Raw genomic sequence first — 17,377 nt, forward strand, 5'->3', positions numbered from 1 at the left:
AATTTAACAAAACGCCTCTTTGGGGCGTTTTGTATTTTTGTAACTTTGGAACACTATTTGCAATTAGGTTTATAAAATATATAGAAATGAAAAAATACATTGTTTTAGCTTTTATTGGTTTTTTTGCAACAGCAACATTAGTTGCACAAGAAATCAATTGGGTGACACTAGAAAAAGCTGTTGAGCTTCAAAAGAAGAATCCTAAAAAAATTATGATGGACATGTATACCGTTTGGTGTGGTCCCTGTAAAATGCTCGATCGTAATACGTTTAGTAATAAAGATGTTGCAACCTATGTTAACAAACATTATTATGCTGTAAAATTCAACGCAGAAGGTAACGACACAGTAAAATTTAAGGATAAAACCTTTGGTAATCCAAGCTATAATCCTGCGAAAGCTAAAAGCAGAAATTCAGGGCATGAATTGTCACGTTTCTTTAGCGTGCGTGCCTACCCAACATTAGTGTTTTTAGATGAAAAAGCAGAGTTTATAGCACCAATTTCTGGGTATAAAACACCAAAGCAATTAGAGTTGTATTTAAAAATGTTTAAAAAAGATGACCACTTAGCAATGGATACGCAAGCCAAATTTGGTGAGTACGCCAAAAACTTTACGGCAGAATTTTCAGAGTAATACACTCAATCTATAGGTAGTACAAAAGCACCCCTTTCACCAGTATAGTGAAAAGGGGTGTTTTGTTTTATGCAAGTCGTCTTCCAGCGTGAAATGTAAGACTTATAATTACTCCCATCTGCAATAATCATTTTAGGTTGAAGAGAATCAATCAGGCGAATCATATTCAATTTTGGGGATTGTGTAAGTAATATGTAATCTACTTTAAAACCTTTAATTTGATACGCTCCCAGACTATCGATAATTAGTAAATGTTGTTTTTTACTAAGTTTTAAAACGGAAGGTAAGGTGTTTTTCTGAATACTTTTAATGTTGTTTCCTACGCTATAATCTTTCAAATTATAAAACTGCTGAAGACTATCCAAATTAGAATAGACCTTAAAAGCATTAGCTGTTTTTTCTCCAATAATAGTATATCTCGTTTTATGAAAAATGGCGAATTCACGTGAGCTGTTTTTTAGTTTTGAAAATAGATAAGTCCCTTGAAATAATAGAACGGTAACTAAGGTGAAGCGCAACCATTTATAGTTAGGCTTCATCGCAAATTGGACTGCCGCTATAATTAGTAAATAAGCCGCAAACAACTGAAACAGGGTAAATGAAATATCCTTAAATAAAAAAGATTCTTGGAGTGATAGCCATTTCATGAGACTATTCATGCCAGATATAATTAAACTGAATACCTCTACTAACCATTCGGGTAAAACGTTAAGCAAAGCAAGTACAATAACTAAAATGCCAACACCCAGAATAATCCCCAAAAAAGGAATGATAACAATATTAGCGACAAAAAATAAGCCAGGAAATTGATGAAAGTAATAGAGGCTAACGGGTAAAACACCCAATTGAGCCGCGAGTCCAACCGTAAAGTAAATCCATAGCTTTGATAAGACATAATTTTTAGGTTGCCATAGCTTAACTAGTTTTGGTTGTATGGCAACAATGGCTATTACCGCTAAATAACTTAATTGAAAGCCGACGTCAAATAAAAATAAGGGTTTAAACAGTAATAATACAAATACAGAAATTGCTAAGGTATTGTAAATGTTCGTTGGGCGCTTTAAGTGCATGCCAATAGCAATAATGCTAAACATGGTTACCGCACGTGTTACTGAAGCTGTTAAGCCCGCAATTACTGCAAAACACCACATGAGAAGAACTAGTAAGGCGATGGTAGTTTGTCTCCCATATTTAAAGCGCTTTAATGGTTTAAATAGCGTATTTAGTAGCACTAAAATGAGGGCAACATGAAGTCCTGAAACGGCCAGAATATGTATCGCACCTGCATCTGTATAATTCTCATAAATATCTTTACTTAAATCTTGTCTTTGGCCTAAAATCAACGCATTGAGAATTGCTAAAACATCTGGTGGAAAGTTGTAGTTTTTAAGTTTGGTGTTAATTTGTTCTCGAACGGCATCAGCGTAACCATAAATGGTGTGTTTTTTATTGCTTACACTAAAAAGGCGTTCAGGGTTTACCGTTAACTGTTTATAAACGTATTGTTTTTCTAAGTAGCTTTTATAATTAAATTGATGCGGATTGATAATACCAGTAATCTCTTTAAAATTTTCTGAGGTAATCAATACATCATCCACTTTTAAGTGTTCTGTCAAACTGTCTTTTGAAACATTTAATAAAGCTTTGCCAGAGGTCATAACCGCATTTATTTTTAAAATATCAACAATATATTTATCATTATAATGACCAGACTTTAACCGTTTTCGGATTCTAAATGTAATTTGATTTTCTGCAGAATTTATAGCGGTATAATGTAAAGGACCTTGCTGTTCTTCATGACTATTTGTGGTTAATACACCAATTGAAATCATGGTGAGAAAGCTAAACATACCAAACCAAATTGTTTTTAATTTATTTTGTTTCGATATAAAATAAATAACACCTAAAATGGCGATGAAAAAAACCGTTGCATACAGAGACCAAGCTAAAGGAATAGCAAAAAAATGAGCAATTAATATTCCTAAAACTAAGCAAGCAGTGAGCTTAATTATAGTGAAGTTTAGGAGTTTCACTCCTTGAAGATAGTAAAAAAAATTCTACAATACGCGTCGCGCCTGCACAAACGCAAAAAGCCAGTATTTTTCTGTCAATTTAGAGGTAATAACCCCTTGACTCGTGGTGGCGTGAATAAATGCTATAGTATCACCTTTTATAGTGGTGACCAAGCCAACATGGTTAATGCGCGGATTTCTTTTTTTAGTAGTAAAAAATAACAAATCACCAACTTTTATTTCTTTTAAAGCGATCCATTCACCCGTTTTTGCCATCTCATGCGAAGCACGCGGTAACGGAATATTCTCTTCCTTAAATACGGTGCGAATTAAACCAGAACAATCCATACCTTTTTTTGTGGTACCACCATGTTTATAACGTGTGCCCTCGTATTTTTCAGCGTTTTTAATTAGAGCAAGAGCAACTGTAGGCATATGTTTTTCTTGATGAAAACCCGTAGTTAACCCATCAATAAAAAGTATTGACAAAAAGCTAAAAATCACAAGCCGAATCGATGTTATTTTTTTTTGTTTATAAAAATAAAAGAGTGTGGCTAAAGCAGCGATATGAAAAACTGTGGCATACAAAGAAATCGCAGTAGGAATAGCAAAAAAATAAGCAATCAATATTCCTAAAACTAGGCAAGCCATTAGTTCTATAACAGTGAATTTTGGGGGTTTCACCTATTGAAGATACGAAAAATTTATATTATAATACACGTCGGGCCTGTACAAACGCAAAATACCAGTATTTTTCTTTGAGTTTTGAAGTAATAACGCCTCTACTAGTTGTGGCGTGAATAAATTCTACGTCATCATCTTTGATAGCAGTCACCAATCCTACATGGTTAACACTTCTATTGTTTTTTTTAGTGGCGAAAAAAAGCAAGTCCCCTTTTTGCACTTCTTTTAAATCTATCCAGTCGCCAGATGTTGCCATAGCATGAGACACGCGTGGAATAGTAATATTTTCTTCTTTAAAAGCAGTATAGATTAATCCTGAGCAGTCCATACCTTTCTTAGTGGTGCCACCATATTTATAACGCGTCCCTTCATACTTCTCAGCATTTTTAATAATGTCCTTAGCTAAAGGTAGCTCTAGAGTAGCAGATCTCACAACCGTTTGTGTTCTTTTAACAGGTCGTGTTGCTTTTGTGGTCTTTGATTTCGTTGTAATGACCCGCCTGTTTTTTGCACTTCCGCAAGAAGAAAGTGAAAAAACGATAAGTAACATTAGGGCAATCTGTCTCATCTTAAGTTTAAGCTTTTATTGAATCATAAATGAGTTTAGCAGTATTTTCACTAGCACCTTTTCCGCCCAAAGCTTTTTCTAAATCGTAATAATTGATAAAAAATTTGGTCCGTTCATAAGGGTCTAGGATTCTATTTAACTCTTTTTTTAGGTTTTTCGTATTAAAATCGTCTTGAATTAATTCGGTTACGGCTTCTTTATTCAAAATTAAATTAACTAAAGAAATGTAATCTAAATTCACCACACGTTTCCCAATCTGATAAGAAATCCAACTGCCTTTGTAGCAAACGACTTGTGGTACTTTAAACAATCCAGTTTCTAAAGTGGCTGTTCCAGAGGTAACTAAAGCGGCAGTTGAAACACTTAATAAATCGTAGGTTTTATTAGATAGAAAATGCACGTTCGCTTTTTTTATAAATTGCTCGTAAAACGTATAATCTTGACTTGGTGCTCCTGCTATAACAAATTGATAGTCTGCGTAGTCATCGACAACGCTTAGCATTATAGAAAGGATTTTGGTGATCTCTTGTTTTCGGCTTCCTGGTAATAGCGCAATAATTGGTTTTTCGCTTAATCCGTTTTCAGCTCTAAAGGTGTATTCATCGACCTGATGTCTATCTCCAATGGCATCAATTAAAGGATGGCCAACAAATTGTACTGGAAAATGATGCTTGTTTTCATAAAACGTTTTTTCAAAAGGTAAAATCACATACATCGCATCAATGTCATTTTTAATGGCTTTGATCCGGTTTTCTTTCCACGCCCAGATTTGAGGCGAAATGTAATAATGGTTTTTTAAACCTTTTTGTTTTGCCCATTTGGCAATACGTAAATTAAAACCAGGATAATCGATGTAAATAATAACATCAGGGTTGTAGGCTTTGATATCTTCTTTACAAAAAGACAAGTTTTTAGCGATGGTTCTTAAATTTTGAACCACTTCTATAAAGCCCATAAAAGCTAAATCGCGATAATGCTTAACTAGTGTCCCGCCAACAGCTTGCATTAAATCACCTCCCCAAAACCTAAAATCAGCTTCAACATCTTCACGTTGTATGGCTTTCATAAGGTTCGAGCCATGCAAATCGCCTGAGGCTTCTCCAGAAATGATGTAGTACTTCATTAGTTAAAATTTATCGATCATAAATATAAGGGCTACAATAATAATACCAAGGAGTATGCCTTTTGCATGCGCTTCCTTTTTTTTATTTAAAAATAAATAAAAAACGGGAATATTTAAAAGCACTCCAATACTTGCGCGTTTGCCCAAAACGCTGGGAGATACTATTTTATTAATGATTTGGTCTGTACTTAAATTTAATTGGAAACCAATAAAAAGAGTGTACATGGTGATGCCAATAAAAGTAGTAATTAAACCAATGACTAATCCTATAATGATCTGTTTATTAATCATTAAATTCCCAGGTATTTAGTTGTTGTATCGCATGGTGTGCGGTCAAATCAAATTGTACAGGCACTACAGAAATATAACCGTTTTCTAAAGCCCATTCGTCTGTATCTGTGCCTTCATCGTAATTTACAAAGGTGCCAGTTAGCCAATAATAGTCTTTACCATACGGTGTTTGGCGTTTATCAAATTTCTCTTCCCAATTAGCACGTGCTTGTCTGCAGATCTTCACGCCTTTTATAGCCTCTTTTTCTAATTTAGGAATATTAACGTTAAGCACTGTATTTTTTGCGATGCCTTTTTCTAAAACATGTTTTGCTATTTGTCTGACATAGTTTTTTGACGCTTCAAAATTGGCGTTCCAACTATAATCCAATAACGAAAAGCCAATAGCAGGAATGCTTTCAATTCCTGCTTCTATAGCGGCGCTCATCGTTCCAGAATAAATAACATTTATAGAAGAATTTGAACCATGGTTAATGCCAGAAACACATAAATCTGGCTTTCTGTCTAAAATTTCATTAACAGCAATTTTTACACAGTCTGCCGGTGTGCCAGAGCAACTGTAAGCTTCATAGTCACCCTTGGCAACTCTGATCTTTTCAATATGTAACGTTGAGTTTAAAGTAATGGCATGTCCCATGCCACTTTGAGGACTATCGGGAGCTACAACGAGAACATCTCCAAGTGTTTTCATGATAGCCACTAATGTCACAATTCCTGGGGCAGTAATGCCATCATCATTGGTTACTAAAATAAGCGGTTTTTTAGTCATTAAAAGGCCTTAAATTATTAGCAAAAATACATAATTTCTTAAGGAATCTTTAATTTTAAGTGGTTTAACAAAAAATTAGCGCATCATTAAATTGTTGGCACGGTTTTTTCTACTATTTTAGTAAAACTTTACGTTTAGAATAACGAAACAAAAGATTAAGAACGCTTATGAAAAGGAAATATAAAATTCTCATGCTGGTACTTTTACTGGCATTTGGTTCATGTAGTTTTACAGCCAAAGTTGATAACGACCCAAATAAAGATAAACTTTTAATTCAAATTGTAACGATGGCTTTAGCGCAGTTACATTTTCAGCCAAAAGATTTTAATAACGATTTCTCAAAAGATGTTTACAAGACATACTTAGAAAGACTTGACCCTTTAAAACGATTTTTCTTAAAATCAGATATAGAAGAATTTCAAAAATATGAGTTGATGATTGATAATCAACTTCGTGACTATGAAATTACGTTTTTCAATATTACACATGAACGCTTAGTTCAAAGAATGCTGGAAGCTCAAACCTATTACAAGGAGGTCTTGGAAGAACCTTTTGATTTTACTGCTAGTGAAGATTTTGATACAGATTATGAAAACCATGAGTATGTAAAAACTAAAAAGCAATTAAAAGAGCGCTGGAGAAAGCTGTTAAAGTTTAGTACTATTGCCAGTTATGATGAATTAATCACACAACAGGAAACAGATACTATAAAAGTTGATGGTAAGGCATTAAAAGCTAAAAAATCATTTAAAGAAATAGAAGTAGAGGCTAGAGGCGAAACATTAAAGAATCTTGATGTTTATTATACAGATTACATTAATGACATGGAGCGAAAAGATTGGTTTTCTATGTATGTGAATGTTATCGTTGAAGAATTTGACCCGCATACCTCATATTTAGCACCAGTGGATAAAGATCGTTTTGATCAGCAAATGTCTGGGAAATTAGAAGGGATTGGCGCAAGGCTTCAAAAACGTATGGACTATACTAAAATAGTTGAGGTTATTTCTGGTGGTCCAGCCTGGAGAGGTCAGCAGCTAGAAGTAGGTGACATTATTTTAAAAGTGAGACAAGAAGGAGAGGCAGCAGCAGTGAGTATTGTTGGGATGCGTATTGATGACGCTATTAAATTAATAAAAGGACCAAAAGGAACGAAAGTCATCTTAACCGTTAAAAAAGTGGATGGTACGATTAAAGATATTACCATCACCCGTGACTTAGTAGAGTTAGAAGAAACCTATGCTAAGTCTTCAACTGTTGTAAAAGATGGAAAAAACTTTGGCGTTATTAATCTCCCAAAATTCTATATCGATTTTGAAGATTATAATAAGCGTAATTCGGCTTCAGATGTTAGGCAGGAAATTGAAAGACTAAAGGAGCAAAACATTGAAGGTTTAGTTTTAGACCTAAGAAACAATGGAGGGGGCTCATTAAAAACAGTTGTAGATATTGCTGGATTATTTATAAAAGACGGACCAATTGTTCAGGTGCGTTCTACAAATGAACCAAAAGAAGTATTGGAAGATGAAGACGAATCAATTGTTTGGGACGGCCCATTAGTAATTCTAGTTAATGAGTTATCAGCTTCTGCTTCAGAGATTTTGGCGGCAGCAATGCAGGATTACAAACGCGCCATTATTATTGGAAGTAAGCAAACCTATGGTAAAGGAACCGTTCAAAATATTTTAGATTTAAATCGAATGGTGAGAAACAGTTCCCATGGCGATTTAGGCGCCATTAAAATTACAAGGCAGAAGTTTTATAGAATAAATGGAGGTTCTACACAATTAGAAGGTGTAAAGAGTGATGTTGTTGTTCCAGATCGCTACAGTTTTGTAGAGATTGGAGAACGCGACCAGCATAACCCATTGCCTTGGGATAAGATTGAGGCAGTAGATTATGATTTCTGGAATAGTTATTTCGATTATGACACAACCATAAGTAACAGTAAAGCACGAATGGCTAATAATGAACAGTTAAAATTAATTGAGAAAAATGCTAGGTGGATAAAAACACAAATGGATGATAATACATACTCACTTAACTATGCTATTTATAAGGCGGAACAAAAAGCAAATGAGAAAGAAGCAGAAGAGTATGATGCGATTGGTAAGTATAAAACTAATTTAACATTTGAATCACTACCATACGAAAAACAACTTTTTAAAAAAGACACTGTTTTAAAGGAAAAGCGTGTGCGCTGGCATGAAAGTTTAAGTCAGGATGTTTATATGGATGAAGCATTAAATGTGCTTAACGATTTAAAAATGACTTACGAAATAAAGAAAGTAGCGACCTTAAAAAACTAAAATAAGAATGAGTGCAAGTACGAACTCATTAAGCACATTAGCGCTCCAAAAATTCAAAAGGAATTTTTGGGGCGTTTTTAGTTTTTGGTTTATCGTATTTATTGGGAGTGTCTCTGTTTTTGCTTACGTATTTGCACCTGATAATTCGCAGAATGCCAACCAAATGCATGTGTCTATTCATTCGAAAAGACCTGGTTTTAAGGTGACAATGCTTACGCAACCTTCAGAAATAAAAAACCAGCAAAATGTCTTTGACAAGCTCTTCTTTGGAACCGTAAATACGGAAACCGAAATACCTATTTCAAATTATGAAATTCAGGGCCAAACGATCAACTATACCGAATATGCTGCAGATGGGATGGAAGGTTTAGACAAAACGTATTTAACTAAAACAGCTCAACCACCAGAAACTTTAATTACAGAAAAAACATTCTACCTAGGAACCGATAAATATGGTCGTGATTTATTAAGTCGTGTCTTAGTTGGTGCGCGTATTTCCTTTTTTATAGGTTTTGTGGCTGTATTTATTTCTTTAGTTATTGGAATATTCATGGGAAGTATTGCAGGTTACTTTGGTGGCAAGGCAGACGCGTTCATTATGTGGATTATTAACGTCACCTGGTCGATTCCAACATTATTGTTGGTTATTGCAATCACCTTAGCTTTGGGAAAAGGGTTTTGGCAAGTGTTTATTGCAGTGGGTTTAACGATGTGGGTGGAAGTCGCCAGAGTCGTTCGTGGACAAATCATAAGTGCTAAAGAGTTGCAGTATGTTACTGCAGCACGCGCTTTGGGTTATAATAATTACCGCATTATCACCAAGCATATTTTACCTAATATTATGGCACCAGTTATTGTTATTTGTGCAGCTAATTTTGCAGCAGCAATTTTAATAGAATCTGGTTTAAGTTTTTTAGGTATTGGCGCACAGCCACCAATGGCGAGTTGGGGAGCGATGATAAAAGACCACTATAATTATATTATTTTAGGAAAGCCTTATTTAGCCATTATTCCAGGCTTGTGTATTATGACCTTAGTAATGGCTTTCATGTTAATTGGAAACGCGCTTCGTGATGCTCTAGATGTAAAGAGTTGATTTTTTTTTTAGCGCTTAATTAACGAAATATAACTTTAAAGTTTTCAGACACTTCATCATAGTCTTGGTTTGTTAAATGGCCTTTTTTCAGCCTTTTCAACACTAATTTGTCACTTTCTAAAATTAAACGCGCAATCATTTCTCGCGTATCTTTTGAATAATTAAAAGACAGCGCCTTCCAGTTTTTCTGTAATATTGGAGATTGTAGCCACATTAAAAAATTATTAATCCACACATTACTTCCAGTGAGATCATGAGAGCCAATAGTTAAAAAATCTTCCATAGCCTGAAAAACCCTTATAGAACTAACAATTTCAATTTGATTTCTTTTTGCAGGGTCATAATCAGCAGGTTCAAAGCGATCATGACTAAGATCTGGAGTCATCGATTTAAAAAGAAAGAATCCTTCAGGATAGGCTTGAGAGAGTTCAATTTGAGGTGAAAGCCAATTTCTTTGGATGTTTTCTAAAGTAATATGTGCCGTTCTGTTTTCTTCAATACGATTGTTTGAATGGGTATTTAATATGAGATTATACATGACCATTATTATTGATACTCCTGCAGTGATTCCAATAATGAGTTCAAGCTTTCTATCTTTTTCAGTATTTAGTTTTTTTACAAAAACAAAACCCACAATTATAATAGTAACTACAGCAAGAAGTATAAAGTATAAGTTATATTCTATTAAAAATTTTGTCATTCCTGTAGTTATTAAATTGTAGCTATAGTATTTCTTGTTTCTGGTATTTAAAGCATTGCAAAACCAGGGCGTATTTTAGAATTAATCAATAATCATATTGCTATTCAATTCTCCAATAAAATCAAGCACTTCATCTTTGCCTATGTCTTTAGAAGAAGAGGTGATAAAATACTGAGGCATGTCTTCCCAGGTTTCTAAAAGAACAGATTTATAGTCTTCCACATGCTTTTCTATCGCTTTAGGCTTTAACTTGTCGGCCTTGGTGAAAATAATACAAAAAGGAACGCCATTTTCACCTAAATACTGCATGAATTCCAAGTCTATAGGCTGTGGCTCGTGACGAATATCGACTAAAACAAATGCACAAACTAATTGTTCTCTAAACTTAAAATACTGCGTAATAAACTTCTGAAACACTTTCTTTGCACTCTTAGAAACTTTCGCGTAACCATACCCTGGTAAATCTACCAAATACCATTCTTGGTTTATAATAAAATGATTGATAAGTTGTGTTTTTCCCGGCCTTCCAGAAGTTTTTGCTAAACTCTTTTTGCTGGTTAACATATTAATTAATGATGATTTCCCAACGTTACTTCTGCCTATAAAAGCATATTCGGGGATTTTTCCTTTAGGACAGCGTTCCACATCGGAATTACTGATTACAAACTCTGCAGATTTTATCTTCATCTTGTCATTCCTACTAGGGCAGGAATTTTTTTAATTAAACTATTTTTTTTCAGCAATAATCAGACTTATTAATAGACTAAGCCAAAAAAACTAAGCCACAAAAGTAAGCAGTTAAGAGTAAGCAAACAAGAGTAAGTAATTAAAAGCAAAAAGTCACTCGCTTAAATAACCCAAGAATTACTGGAATAGTAGTTAATTTCGAAATTTAAAATGGGAGATACAGAATTTTAAGCTAAGATTAGAAAACTAAAGTCCTCTGCTCTTAAACCACTCATGAAGAATTTGATTGAACTCTTGAGGATGTTCCATCATTGCGGCATGGCCGCATTTGTCAATCCAAAATAAATCAGAATTTGGGAGCAGTCTGTTAAATTCATCGGCAACCTCAGGAGGTGTAACGGCATCATTTTTTCCCCAGACAATACAAGTAGGAGTATGCATGTCTGGTAAATCTTTCGCCATATTATGCCTAATGGCACTTTTTGCAATGGCTAAGGTTTTTATAAGTTTACTTCTGTCGTTTACCGTATCATAGACTTCATCAACTATTTCTTTAGTGGCTACGGCGGGATCATAAAAAACGTCTTGCGCTTTTTTCTTAATCACTTCGTAATCGCTACGTTTTGTATAGCCGCCACCCAAGGCGCTTTCGTATAAGCCAGAACTGCCAGTGATAATTAAAGCTTTAACATTCTCCGGGTTTAACTTTGTGTAGTATAAACCAATATGTCCGCCTAGAGAATTTCCTAACAGAATCACTTTGTCATAACCCTTAAAAGTTATGAATTCACCCAAATATTTAGCAAAGGCTTTAACATTGGTTTTAATAAGCGACATTGAATAAACAGGAAGCTCGGGAATAATGACTTTATAGCCTTTATCACTAAAGTAATCAATCACCGCATCAAAATTGCTTAAACCACCCATTAAGCCATGTAATACTATAATTGGTGTGCCTTCTCCAGCTTCGATGTAGTTGTACCTTCCTTCGGTTTTAAGTGTGTGAGACATTCAGTTTTTAGTCAATCAGTTGAAAGCAAATATAGGTAATTCCTTTAAAAAATGATAGTAATCTTTAGATACTTAAAAAAATGAATTTTGCAGACATATTAACAAGTGTTCATTGGTATTTCGCACGCTTTTTAATCGCCTGAAAACTATCGTTTTAAGCTTTAAAAGCGTGCGAAATCTCTTTTAAAAAGTATTACTCTAAAGACTATTTATCAACAAAGTGGTAAAATGTGGTAAATAGTGGTAAAATTTCGATATATTTGAATTTAAAATCTCAACGACTCAAAAATACGTTTTGAACTCATTAATAGGAACATACGAATGTAAAGCAGATGCCAAAGGAAGGTTAATGCTGCCTGCTGCGCTTAAAAAGCAGTTGACGCCTGTGTTGCAAAATGGGTTTGTATTAAAGCGTGCTGTTTTTCAGCCTTGTTTGGAATTGTATCCAATGGCGGAGTGGGAACTGTTGATGCAAAAAGTGAATAAGCTCAACCGATTCAAAAAGAAAAATAACGATTTTATTCGTCGTTTTACGGCAGGTGTAAAAATGGTTGAGGTTGATACTAATGGGAGATTGTTAATTCCGAAAGACTTAATCAATTTCGCTGCTATTTCCAAAGATATTGTAGTGTCTTCAGCGGTTAACATAGTAGAGATTTGGGATAAAGAAAAGTATGAACAAGCCATAGATGATGCGACTGTAGATTTTGCAGATTTAGCTGAAGAAGTTATGGGCCAAGATGAAAGCGACGATGGAATATCATAACCCAGTATTATTAAAAGAAACTGTTGATGGTTTAAATATTAAAGAAGCCGGCGTTTATGTGGATGTTACTTTTGGTGGTGGCGGGCACAGTAAAGAAATATTAAAGCGACTTGGTGATAAAGGGAGATTATTTGCGTTTGACCAAGATGTAGATGCGCTAGAAAATACAATTGACGATTCCAGATTTACCCTTATACATGAGAATTTTAGATACATTAAGCGTTTTTTAAGATTTCATGGTGTTAAAGAAGTGGATGGCATCTTAGCTGATTTTGGAGTCTCATCACATCAATTTGATGTTGCGTCACGTGGTTTTTCAACCCGTTTTGAAGCAGAGTTAGATATGCGAATGAATCAAAACAATCAATTATCTGCTTACCATGTAATAAATGAATACGATGAAGCTCAGATTAAGCAGGTTTTATTGCAATATGGGGAGTTAAGAGCTGCGCCTGCAATGGCAAAAATGATAGTAGAGTATCGCGAAACCGAAGTGATAAAAACCAGTGATCAACTTAAAAGCGTTTTGAAATCATTTTTATCTCCAAAATACGAGAACAAAATATTGGCTCAGATATACCAAGCCATTCGAATTGAGGTGAATCAGGAAATAGAAGCTTTAAAAGAGTTTTTGCAACAAACACCAGAAATACTTAAGCCTAAAGGGCGAGTGAGCTTAATAAGCTACCACTCTTTAGAAGATCGATTAGTAAAACGATTTATAAGAAATGGATTGTTTGAAGGAGAACCCGAGCGCGACATGTTTGGCAATTTTGAAGTGCCACTTAAAAAAGTTGGTGGTTTGATAGTTCCTTCTTCTGAAGAAATAAAAATGAACAATAGAGCAAGAAGTGCGAAGTTGCGCATTGCTGAAAAGCTTTAATAATTATTAATTGGTCTCTTTAGGGAGGATGTCGCAAAGCGAGAGAAGGTATGAAAAAAAACATCTATAGCATATTAAGAGGAACTTTTCTGGTGAGTGACGACTCCTTTAAGAATTGGAGAATGATCCTCTTTGTTTCTGTATTGGCTATAGTGATGATTGCTAGTTCGCATAGCGCCGATAAAAAAGTGTATGATATTGCAAGATTAGGTAATGAGGCAAAAGAATTGAGAAGTGCTTTTATAGATGGTAGAGGGCGGTTGATGGAATTGAAAAAAGAATCAGTGGTCTCTCAAAAAATGAAAGCGAAAGGCTTAAAAACCTCAGAGGTTCCGCCTCAAAAAATAAAAGTTAAACCACAACAAAACTAAGTTCACTCGTGGCAGTAAACGAAACGAACATATTAAACCGATTGTATTTTGTAGCTGGATGTATGTTCATCTTCGGCTTGGCTGTGGTTGTAAAATTATTAACCATCCAATTTATTAATGGAGATGATTATCGTGCTTTGGCAGAAGAGCGCACGGTTAAAAACGTTACCATTCCTTCAAATCGTGGTAATGTGTATTCTGTAAACGGAAACTTATTAGCGACTTCTATTCCTAAATACGATATTAGAATCGATACAAAGGCACCAAAGAAAAGCGTTTGGCAAAAAAATCTAGGACCGCTTTGTGATTCCTTATCTAATTTTTCAGGAAAATCTTCAAGTTACCACAGAGAAGAATTAAGAAAAGCGCAAGCAAAAGAAAACAGATATTATTTGTTGGCTCGGGATATAGGGTATTCAGATTATTTAAGACTACGCAACTTTCCTTTGTTGGAATTGGGTGCTTTTAAAGGTGGATTAATTGTTGAGCAAAATACAAAACGTGAGCATCCAATGGGAGGCATCTCAATGCGAACCATTGGCTACGAGAGAGAAGATGAAGATGGTAATATTACACGAGCAGGTATCGATGGTGCTTTTGGCGCTAAGTATTTACGTGGAAAAGACGGCCAACGCTGGAAACAAAAAATTGGTAAAGGGCAATGGAAGCCTATCGTAGATTATAATCAGGTGGAGCCAGAAGATGGTTATGATGTATACACGACTATCGATGTGAATGTGCAAGACATTGCGCATCATGCTTTATTGGAGCAGTTAGAAATGTATGATGCAGAGCATGGTTGTGTTGTGGTAATGGAAGTAAAAACAGGAGAGATTCGCGCCATTTCTAACTTAGGAAAAAGTAAAGCTGGAACCTATTATGAAAAACGGAATTATGCGGTTTGGGAATCTCATGAGCCCGGTTCTACTTTCAAACTAATGGCCATTATGGCGGCTTTAGAAGATAAAGTTATTGACACCGCTACGGTTGTTGATACGCATATGGGATCTAAGCGTTTTTATGGACGCTCAATTACAGATACGCGAGGTTATGGGAAAATATCTGCTGCCCAAGCTTTTGAAAAGTCTTCAAACATTGGTTTGGCTACAATAATAGATGACCATTATTCTAAAAACCCTATGAAGTTTATCAAAATATTAGATAAATGGAGGCTGAATGAGACATTAGGCCTTCCTATACTAGGAGAAGGGAAGCCAAATATTCCAAGACCAGGAGATAATAACTGGAGTCGCAATGCGCTACCATCAATGGCTTATGGTTATAATTTAAGGTTAACACCATTACAAACCTTAACCTTTTATAATGCTGTTGCCAATGGAGGTGAAATGGTGAAACCTCGATTTCTAAGAGAGGTAAAAGAGTTAGACAGGGAGATCGAAACCTTTAAAAAAGAAGTAAGAGTAAAACAAATCTGTTCTAAAGAAACAATTGAGAAGGCTCAAAAAATGATGGAAAATGTTGTGCTTCAGGGTACAGGTAGAAGTTTGTATTCGGAGTATTTTTCTATGGCTGGAAAAACAGGAACGGTTAGAACGGATTATAGCAATTTTGAGGAATGGAAAAAGGATAAGAAATATATTTCTTCATTTGTAGGGTATTTTCCAGTTGAAAATCCTAAATATTCCTGCATTGTGGTGATTCATAAGCCAAGTATTGAGGTCGGGTATTATGGTGCTGATGTTACGGGTCCAGTGTTTAAACGTATTGCTCAAAAGATTTTTACAGACACACCGATTATTGATGAAATTGAGTCACTGGAAGTGGCGAATGTTTCAGTAAAAAAAGAATTTCAGCAGTTTTATAAGACAGAAAAAGTCTATTTAACAATCATGCCAAATGTTATTGGTTTGCCAACGATGGATGCTGTGGCCTTATGTGAAAATATGGGTTTGAAAGTAAAAATGGCTGGTGTGGGTGTTGTGAAGTCGCAATCCATACCTAAAGGAGATAAAGTTAAAAAAAATCAAATAATAGTTTTAGAAATCTAGTGAACTCATTAATCGACATATTATATAAAGTGACCATAAATAAAGTGGTTGGAAGCACCACTGTTTCTGTTCGCGACATTCATTTTAACTCAAAAAGTATTGGGTTAAATGATGTATTCGTGGCGATAAAAGGAAGTGTTTCAGATGGTCATAATTACATTGAAAATGCCGTGCAGCAAGGTGCATTGGTTGTAATCTGTGAACATTTACCAAAGGTGTTACAAGAAGGTGTAAGTTATATTGTTGTAGATAACTCGAGCAAAGCGTTGGCTATAATGGCGTCTAATTATTATGGTAATCCGTCGTCTAATTTAAGATTAGTAGGGGTCACTGGAACAAATGGAAAGACTACAATTGCAACCTTACTTTATCAGTTATTTAAAAAAGCAGGGTACAAAGTAGGGTTGTTGTCTACGGTTATTATAAAAGTCAATGATAAGGACTATAAGGCAACGCATACCACACCAGATTCTCTAACCATTAATCGGTATTTAAAAGAGATGAATGATGAAGGGGTTGAGTTTTGCTTTATGGAAGTGAGCTCACACGGTATTCATCAAAATAGAACAGAAGGGTTAGCATTCGCTGGGGGTATTTTTACAAACCTATCCCATGATCATTTAGATTATCACGACAACTTTGCTGAGTATCGTGATGTTAAAAAGTACTTCTTTGATCATTTAAGTTCAAAAGCGTTCGTGTTGGTAAATGCCGATGATAAAAATGGCGCAGTAATGCTTCAGAACACTAAGGCTAAAGCCTATAAATATGCATTAAAAAGTTACGCAGATTATAAGGCTCAGATTTTAGAGAATTCGTTTAGCGGCATGTTGTTAAAGCTAAATGATAATGAAGTATGGACCCGATTAATTGGGAATTTTAATGCATACAATGTCTTAGCTATTTATGCTACTGCGGAATTATTGGGATTAAAAACGGAAGAAATTTTAAGATTAATTAGTGAATTGGAAAGTGTTAGTGGGCGCTTTCAGTATCTCGTTTCCGATGAGAAAATTACAGCTATTGTAGATTATGCACATACACCAGATGCGCTAAAAAATGTACTGGAAACTATTAATGCCATTCGCACTAAAAACGAAAAGCTAATTACTGTTGTAGGCTGTGGTGGGGATCGTGATACAACCAAGCGACCTAAAATGGGACACATTGCTTCGGCATTAAGTACGAAAGTCATTTTTACAAGTGATAATCCAAGAACAGAAGTTCCTGAAGTGATTATAGCGGACATAGAAAAAGGTGTTGCCTCTGAGAATTTTAAAAAGACCTTATCGATTGTTGATAGGAAACAAGCGATAAAAACGGCTTGCCAATTAGCAGAGTCAGGTGATATTATTTTGATCGCTGGTAAAGGTCATGAAACCTACCAAGAAATAAATGGAAAGCGTACGGATTTTGATGATTACCAAATAGTAGAAGAATTATTAAAGCAATTACAGAAATAA

17 protein-coding genes are annotated in these 17,377 nt (G+C 35.0%); 8 read left to right on the forward strand and 9 right to left on the reverse strand.

Annotated elements, in window-relative coordinates; genetic code table 11:
* Positions 1–86: 86 nt before the first annotated feature.
* Positions 87–635 carry a thioredoxin fold domain-containing protein gene (locus GQ46_RS12205; RefSeq protein WP_044402385.1) on the forward strand — a complete coding sequence of 183 codons (549 nt, stop codon included), beginning with the start codon at positions 87–89 and terminating at the stop codon, positions 633–635.
* A gap of 5 nt (positions 636–640) precedes the next feature.
* On the opposite strand, the gene GQ46_RS12210 is transcribed toward GQ46_RS12205, so the two are convergent.
* The 6 genes from GQ46_RS12210 to surE are packed head-to-tail and all read right to left on the reverse strand — an operon-like array spanning position 641 to position 6,082.
* A complete protein-coding gene (locus GQ46_RS12210) occupies positions 641–2,668 on the reverse strand; it encodes a ComEC/Rec2 family competence protein (protein ID WP_044402387.1) in 2,028 nt (675 codons plus the stop codon).
* 24 nt (positions 2,669–2,692) lie between these two features.
* The gene (locus tag GQ46_RS12215; protein WP_082041807.1) at positions 2,693–3,298 is read right to left on the reverse strand and encodes a C40 family peptidase; all 606 of its coding nucleotides are present in this window, start codon (positions 3,296–3,298) and stop codon (positions 2,693–2,695) included.
* A 58-nt stretch (positions 3,299–3,356) separates the two neighbouring features.
* On the reverse strand, positions 3,357–3,899 hold the full coding sequence (locus GQ46_RS12220) for a C40 family peptidase (RefSeq protein WP_044402389.1): 543 nt from the start codon (positions 3,897–3,899) through the stop codon (positions 3,357–3,359).
* Between the two features lie 7 nt (positions 3,900–3,906).
* Complete coding sequence (gene lpxB / locus GQ46_RS12225; protein WP_044402392.1) at positions 3,907–5,022, reverse strand: lipid-A-disaccharide synthase; 1,116 nt, start codon at positions 5,020–5,022, stop codon at positions 3,907–3,909.
* 3 nt (positions 5,023–5,025) lie between these two features.
* A complete protein-coding gene (locus GQ46_RS12230; protein WP_044402396.1) occupies positions 5,026–5,313 on the reverse strand; it encodes a hypothetical protein in 288 nt (95 codons plus the stop codon).
* Positions 5,306–6,082 (reverse strand): 5'/3'-nucleotidase SurE, encoded by a 777-nt coding sequence (surE, locus tag GQ46_RS12235; protein ID WP_044402399.1) that lies wholly within the window; start codon positions 6,080–6,082, stop codon positions 5,306–5,308. The genes GQ46_RS12230 and surE overlap by 8 nt, the downstream gene beginning before the upstream one ends.
* Positions 6,083–6,249: 167 nt before the next feature.
* Here surE and GQ46_RS12240 point away from each other — a divergent pair, with 167 nt between their 5' ends.
* Positions 6,250–8,391, forward strand: a complete 2,142-nt coding sequence (locus tag GQ46_RS12240) for a carboxy terminal-processing peptidase (protein WP_044402403.1) — start codon at positions 6,250–6,252, stop codon at positions 8,389–8,391.
* Positions 8,392–8,398: 7 nt separating this feature from the next.
* Positions 8,399–9,487 carry an ABC transporter permease gene (locus GQ46_RS12245; RefSeq protein WP_044402407.1) on the forward strand — a complete coding sequence of 363 codons (1,089 nt, stop codon included), beginning with the start codon at positions 8,399–8,401 and terminating at the stop codon, positions 9,485–9,487.
* 19 nt (positions 9,488–9,506) lie between these two features.
* Here GQ46_RS12245 and GQ46_RS12250 read toward each other — a convergent pair whose 3' ends face one another.
* The 3 genes from GQ46_RS12250 to GQ46_RS12260 all read right to left on the reverse strand — a co-directional run bounded on the left by GQ46_RS12250 (position 9,507) and on the right by GQ46_RS12260 (position 11,885).
* A complete protein-coding gene (locus tag GQ46_RS12250) occupies positions 9,507–10,187 on the reverse strand; it encodes a hypothetical protein (protein ID WP_044402410.1) in 681 nt (226 codons plus the stop codon).
* 81 nt (positions 10,188–10,268) lie between these two features.
* Positions 10,269–10,874 (reverse strand): ribosome biogenesis GTP-binding protein YihA/YsxC, encoded by a 606-nt coding sequence (gene yihA, locus GQ46_RS12255; protein ID WP_044402413.1) that lies wholly within the window; start codon positions 10,872–10,874, stop codon positions 10,269–10,271.
* A 246-nt stretch (positions 10,875–11,120) separates the two neighbouring features.
* The gene (locus tag GQ46_RS12260; RefSeq protein WP_044402416.1) at positions 11,121–11,885 is read right to left on the reverse strand and encodes an alpha/beta fold hydrolase; all 765 of its coding nucleotides are present in this window, start codon (positions 11,883–11,885) and stop codon (positions 11,121–11,123) included.
* Positions 11,886–12,180: 295 nt separating this feature from the next.
* On the opposite strand from GQ46_RS12260, the gene mraZ reads away from it, so the two are divergent.
* The 5 genes from mraZ to GQ46_RS12285 all read left to right on the forward strand — a co-directional run bounded on the left by mraZ (position 12,181) and on the right by GQ46_RS12285 (position 17,377).
* A complete protein-coding gene (mraZ, locus tag GQ46_RS12265) occupies positions 12,181–12,651 on the forward strand; it encodes a division/cell wall cluster transcriptional repressor MraZ (protein WP_044402419.1) in 471 nt (156 codons plus the stop codon).
* Entirely contained in the window at positions 12,626–13,534 is a 909-nt protein-coding gene (gene rsmH / locus GQ46_RS12270) for a 16S rRNA (cytosine(1402)-N(4))-methyltransferase RsmH (RefSeq protein ID WP_082041756.1), read from the forward strand. Before mraZ ends, rsmH begins: the two co-directional genes overlap by 26 nt.
* A gap of 50 nt (positions 13,535–13,584) precedes the next feature.
* Positions 13,585–13,905 (forward strand): FtsL-like putative cell division protein, encoded by a 321-nt coding sequence (locus GQ46_RS12275; RefSeq protein WP_044402422.1) that lies wholly within the window; start codon positions 13,585–13,587, stop codon positions 13,903–13,905.
* 62 nt (positions 13,906–13,967) lie between these two features.
* On the forward strand, positions 13,968–15,914 hold the full coding sequence (locus GQ46_RS12280; RefSeq protein ID WP_044402423.1) for a penicillin-binding protein: 1,947 nt from the start codon (positions 13,968–13,970) through the stop codon (positions 15,912–15,914).
* Positions 15,914–17,377, forward strand: a complete 1,464-nt coding sequence (locus tag GQ46_RS12285; protein ID WP_044402427.1) for a UDP-N-acetylmuramoyl-L-alanyl-D-glutamate--2,6-diaminopimelate ligase — start codon at positions 15,914–15,916, stop codon at positions 17,375–17,377. Before GQ46_RS12280 ends, GQ46_RS12285 begins: the two co-directional genes overlap by 1 nt.

The organism is Lacinutrix sp. Hel_I_90, assembly GCF_000934685.1.
In the GTDB taxonomy this organism is placed as follows: Bacteria; Bacteroidota; Bacteroidia; order Flavobacteriales; family Flavobacteriaceae; genus Lacinutrix.

What these genes read in the sequence shown, in the direction of transcription:
- GQ46_RS12215 (WP_082041807.1), bottom strand. Translation starts at nt 3,298, where the DNA reads ATGGCTTGCCTAGTTTTAGGAATATTGATTGCTTATTTTTTTGCTATT.
- lpxB (WP_044402392.1), bottom strand. Translation starts at nt 5,022, where the DNA reads ATGAAGTACTACATCATTTCTGGAGAAGCCTCAGGCGATTTGCATGGC.
- GQ46_RS12250 (WP_044402410.1), bottom strand. Translation starts at nt 10,187, where the DNA reads ATGACAAAATTTTTAATAGAATATAACTTATACTTTATACTTCTTGCT.
- GQ46_RS12245 (WP_044402407.1), top strand. Translation starts at nt 8,399, where the DNA reads ATGAGTGCAAGTACGAACTCATTAAGCACATTAGCGCTCCAAAAATTC.
- rsmH (WP_082041756.1), top strand. Translation starts at nt 12,626, where the DNA reads ATGAAAGCGACGATGGAATATCATAACCCAGTATTATTAAAAGAAACT.
- GQ46_RS12205 (WP_044402385.1), top strand. Translation starts at nt 87, where the DNA reads ATGAAAAAATACATTGTTTTAGCTTTTATTGGTTTTTTTGCAACAGCA.
- GQ46_RS12260 (WP_044402416.1), bottom strand. Translation starts at nt 11,885, where the DNA reads ATGTCTCACACACTTAAAACCGAAGGAAGGTACAACTACATCGAAGCT.
- GQ46_RS12275 (WP_044402422.1), top strand. Translation starts at nt 13,585, where the DNA reads ATGAAAAAAAACATCTATAGCATATTAAGAGGAACTTTTCTGGTGAGT.
- GQ46_RS12240 (WP_044402403.1), top strand. Translation starts at nt 6,250, where the DNA reads ATGAAAAGGAAATATAAAATTCTCATGCTGGTACTTTTACTGGCATTT.
- surE (WP_044402399.1), bottom strand. Translation starts at nt 6,082, where the DNA reads ATGACTAAAAAACCGCTTATTTTAGTAACCAATGATGATGGCATTACT.
- GQ46_RS12230 (WP_044402396.1), bottom strand. Translation starts at nt 5,313, where the DNA reads ATGATTAATAAACAGATCATTATAGGATTAGTCATTGGTTTAATTACT.
- GQ46_RS12220 (WP_044402389.1), bottom strand. Translation starts at nt 3,899, where the DNA reads ATGAGACAGATTGCCCTAATGTTACTTATCGTTTTTTCACTTTCTTCT.
- yihA (WP_044402413.1), bottom strand. Translation starts at nt 10,874, where the DNA reads ATGAAGATAAAATCTGCAGAGTTTGTAATCAGTAATTCCGATGTGGAA.
- GQ46_RS12280 (WP_044402423.1), top strand. Translation starts at nt 13,968, where the DNA reads ATGTTCATCTTCGGCTTGGCTGTGGTTGTAAAATTATTAACCATCCAA.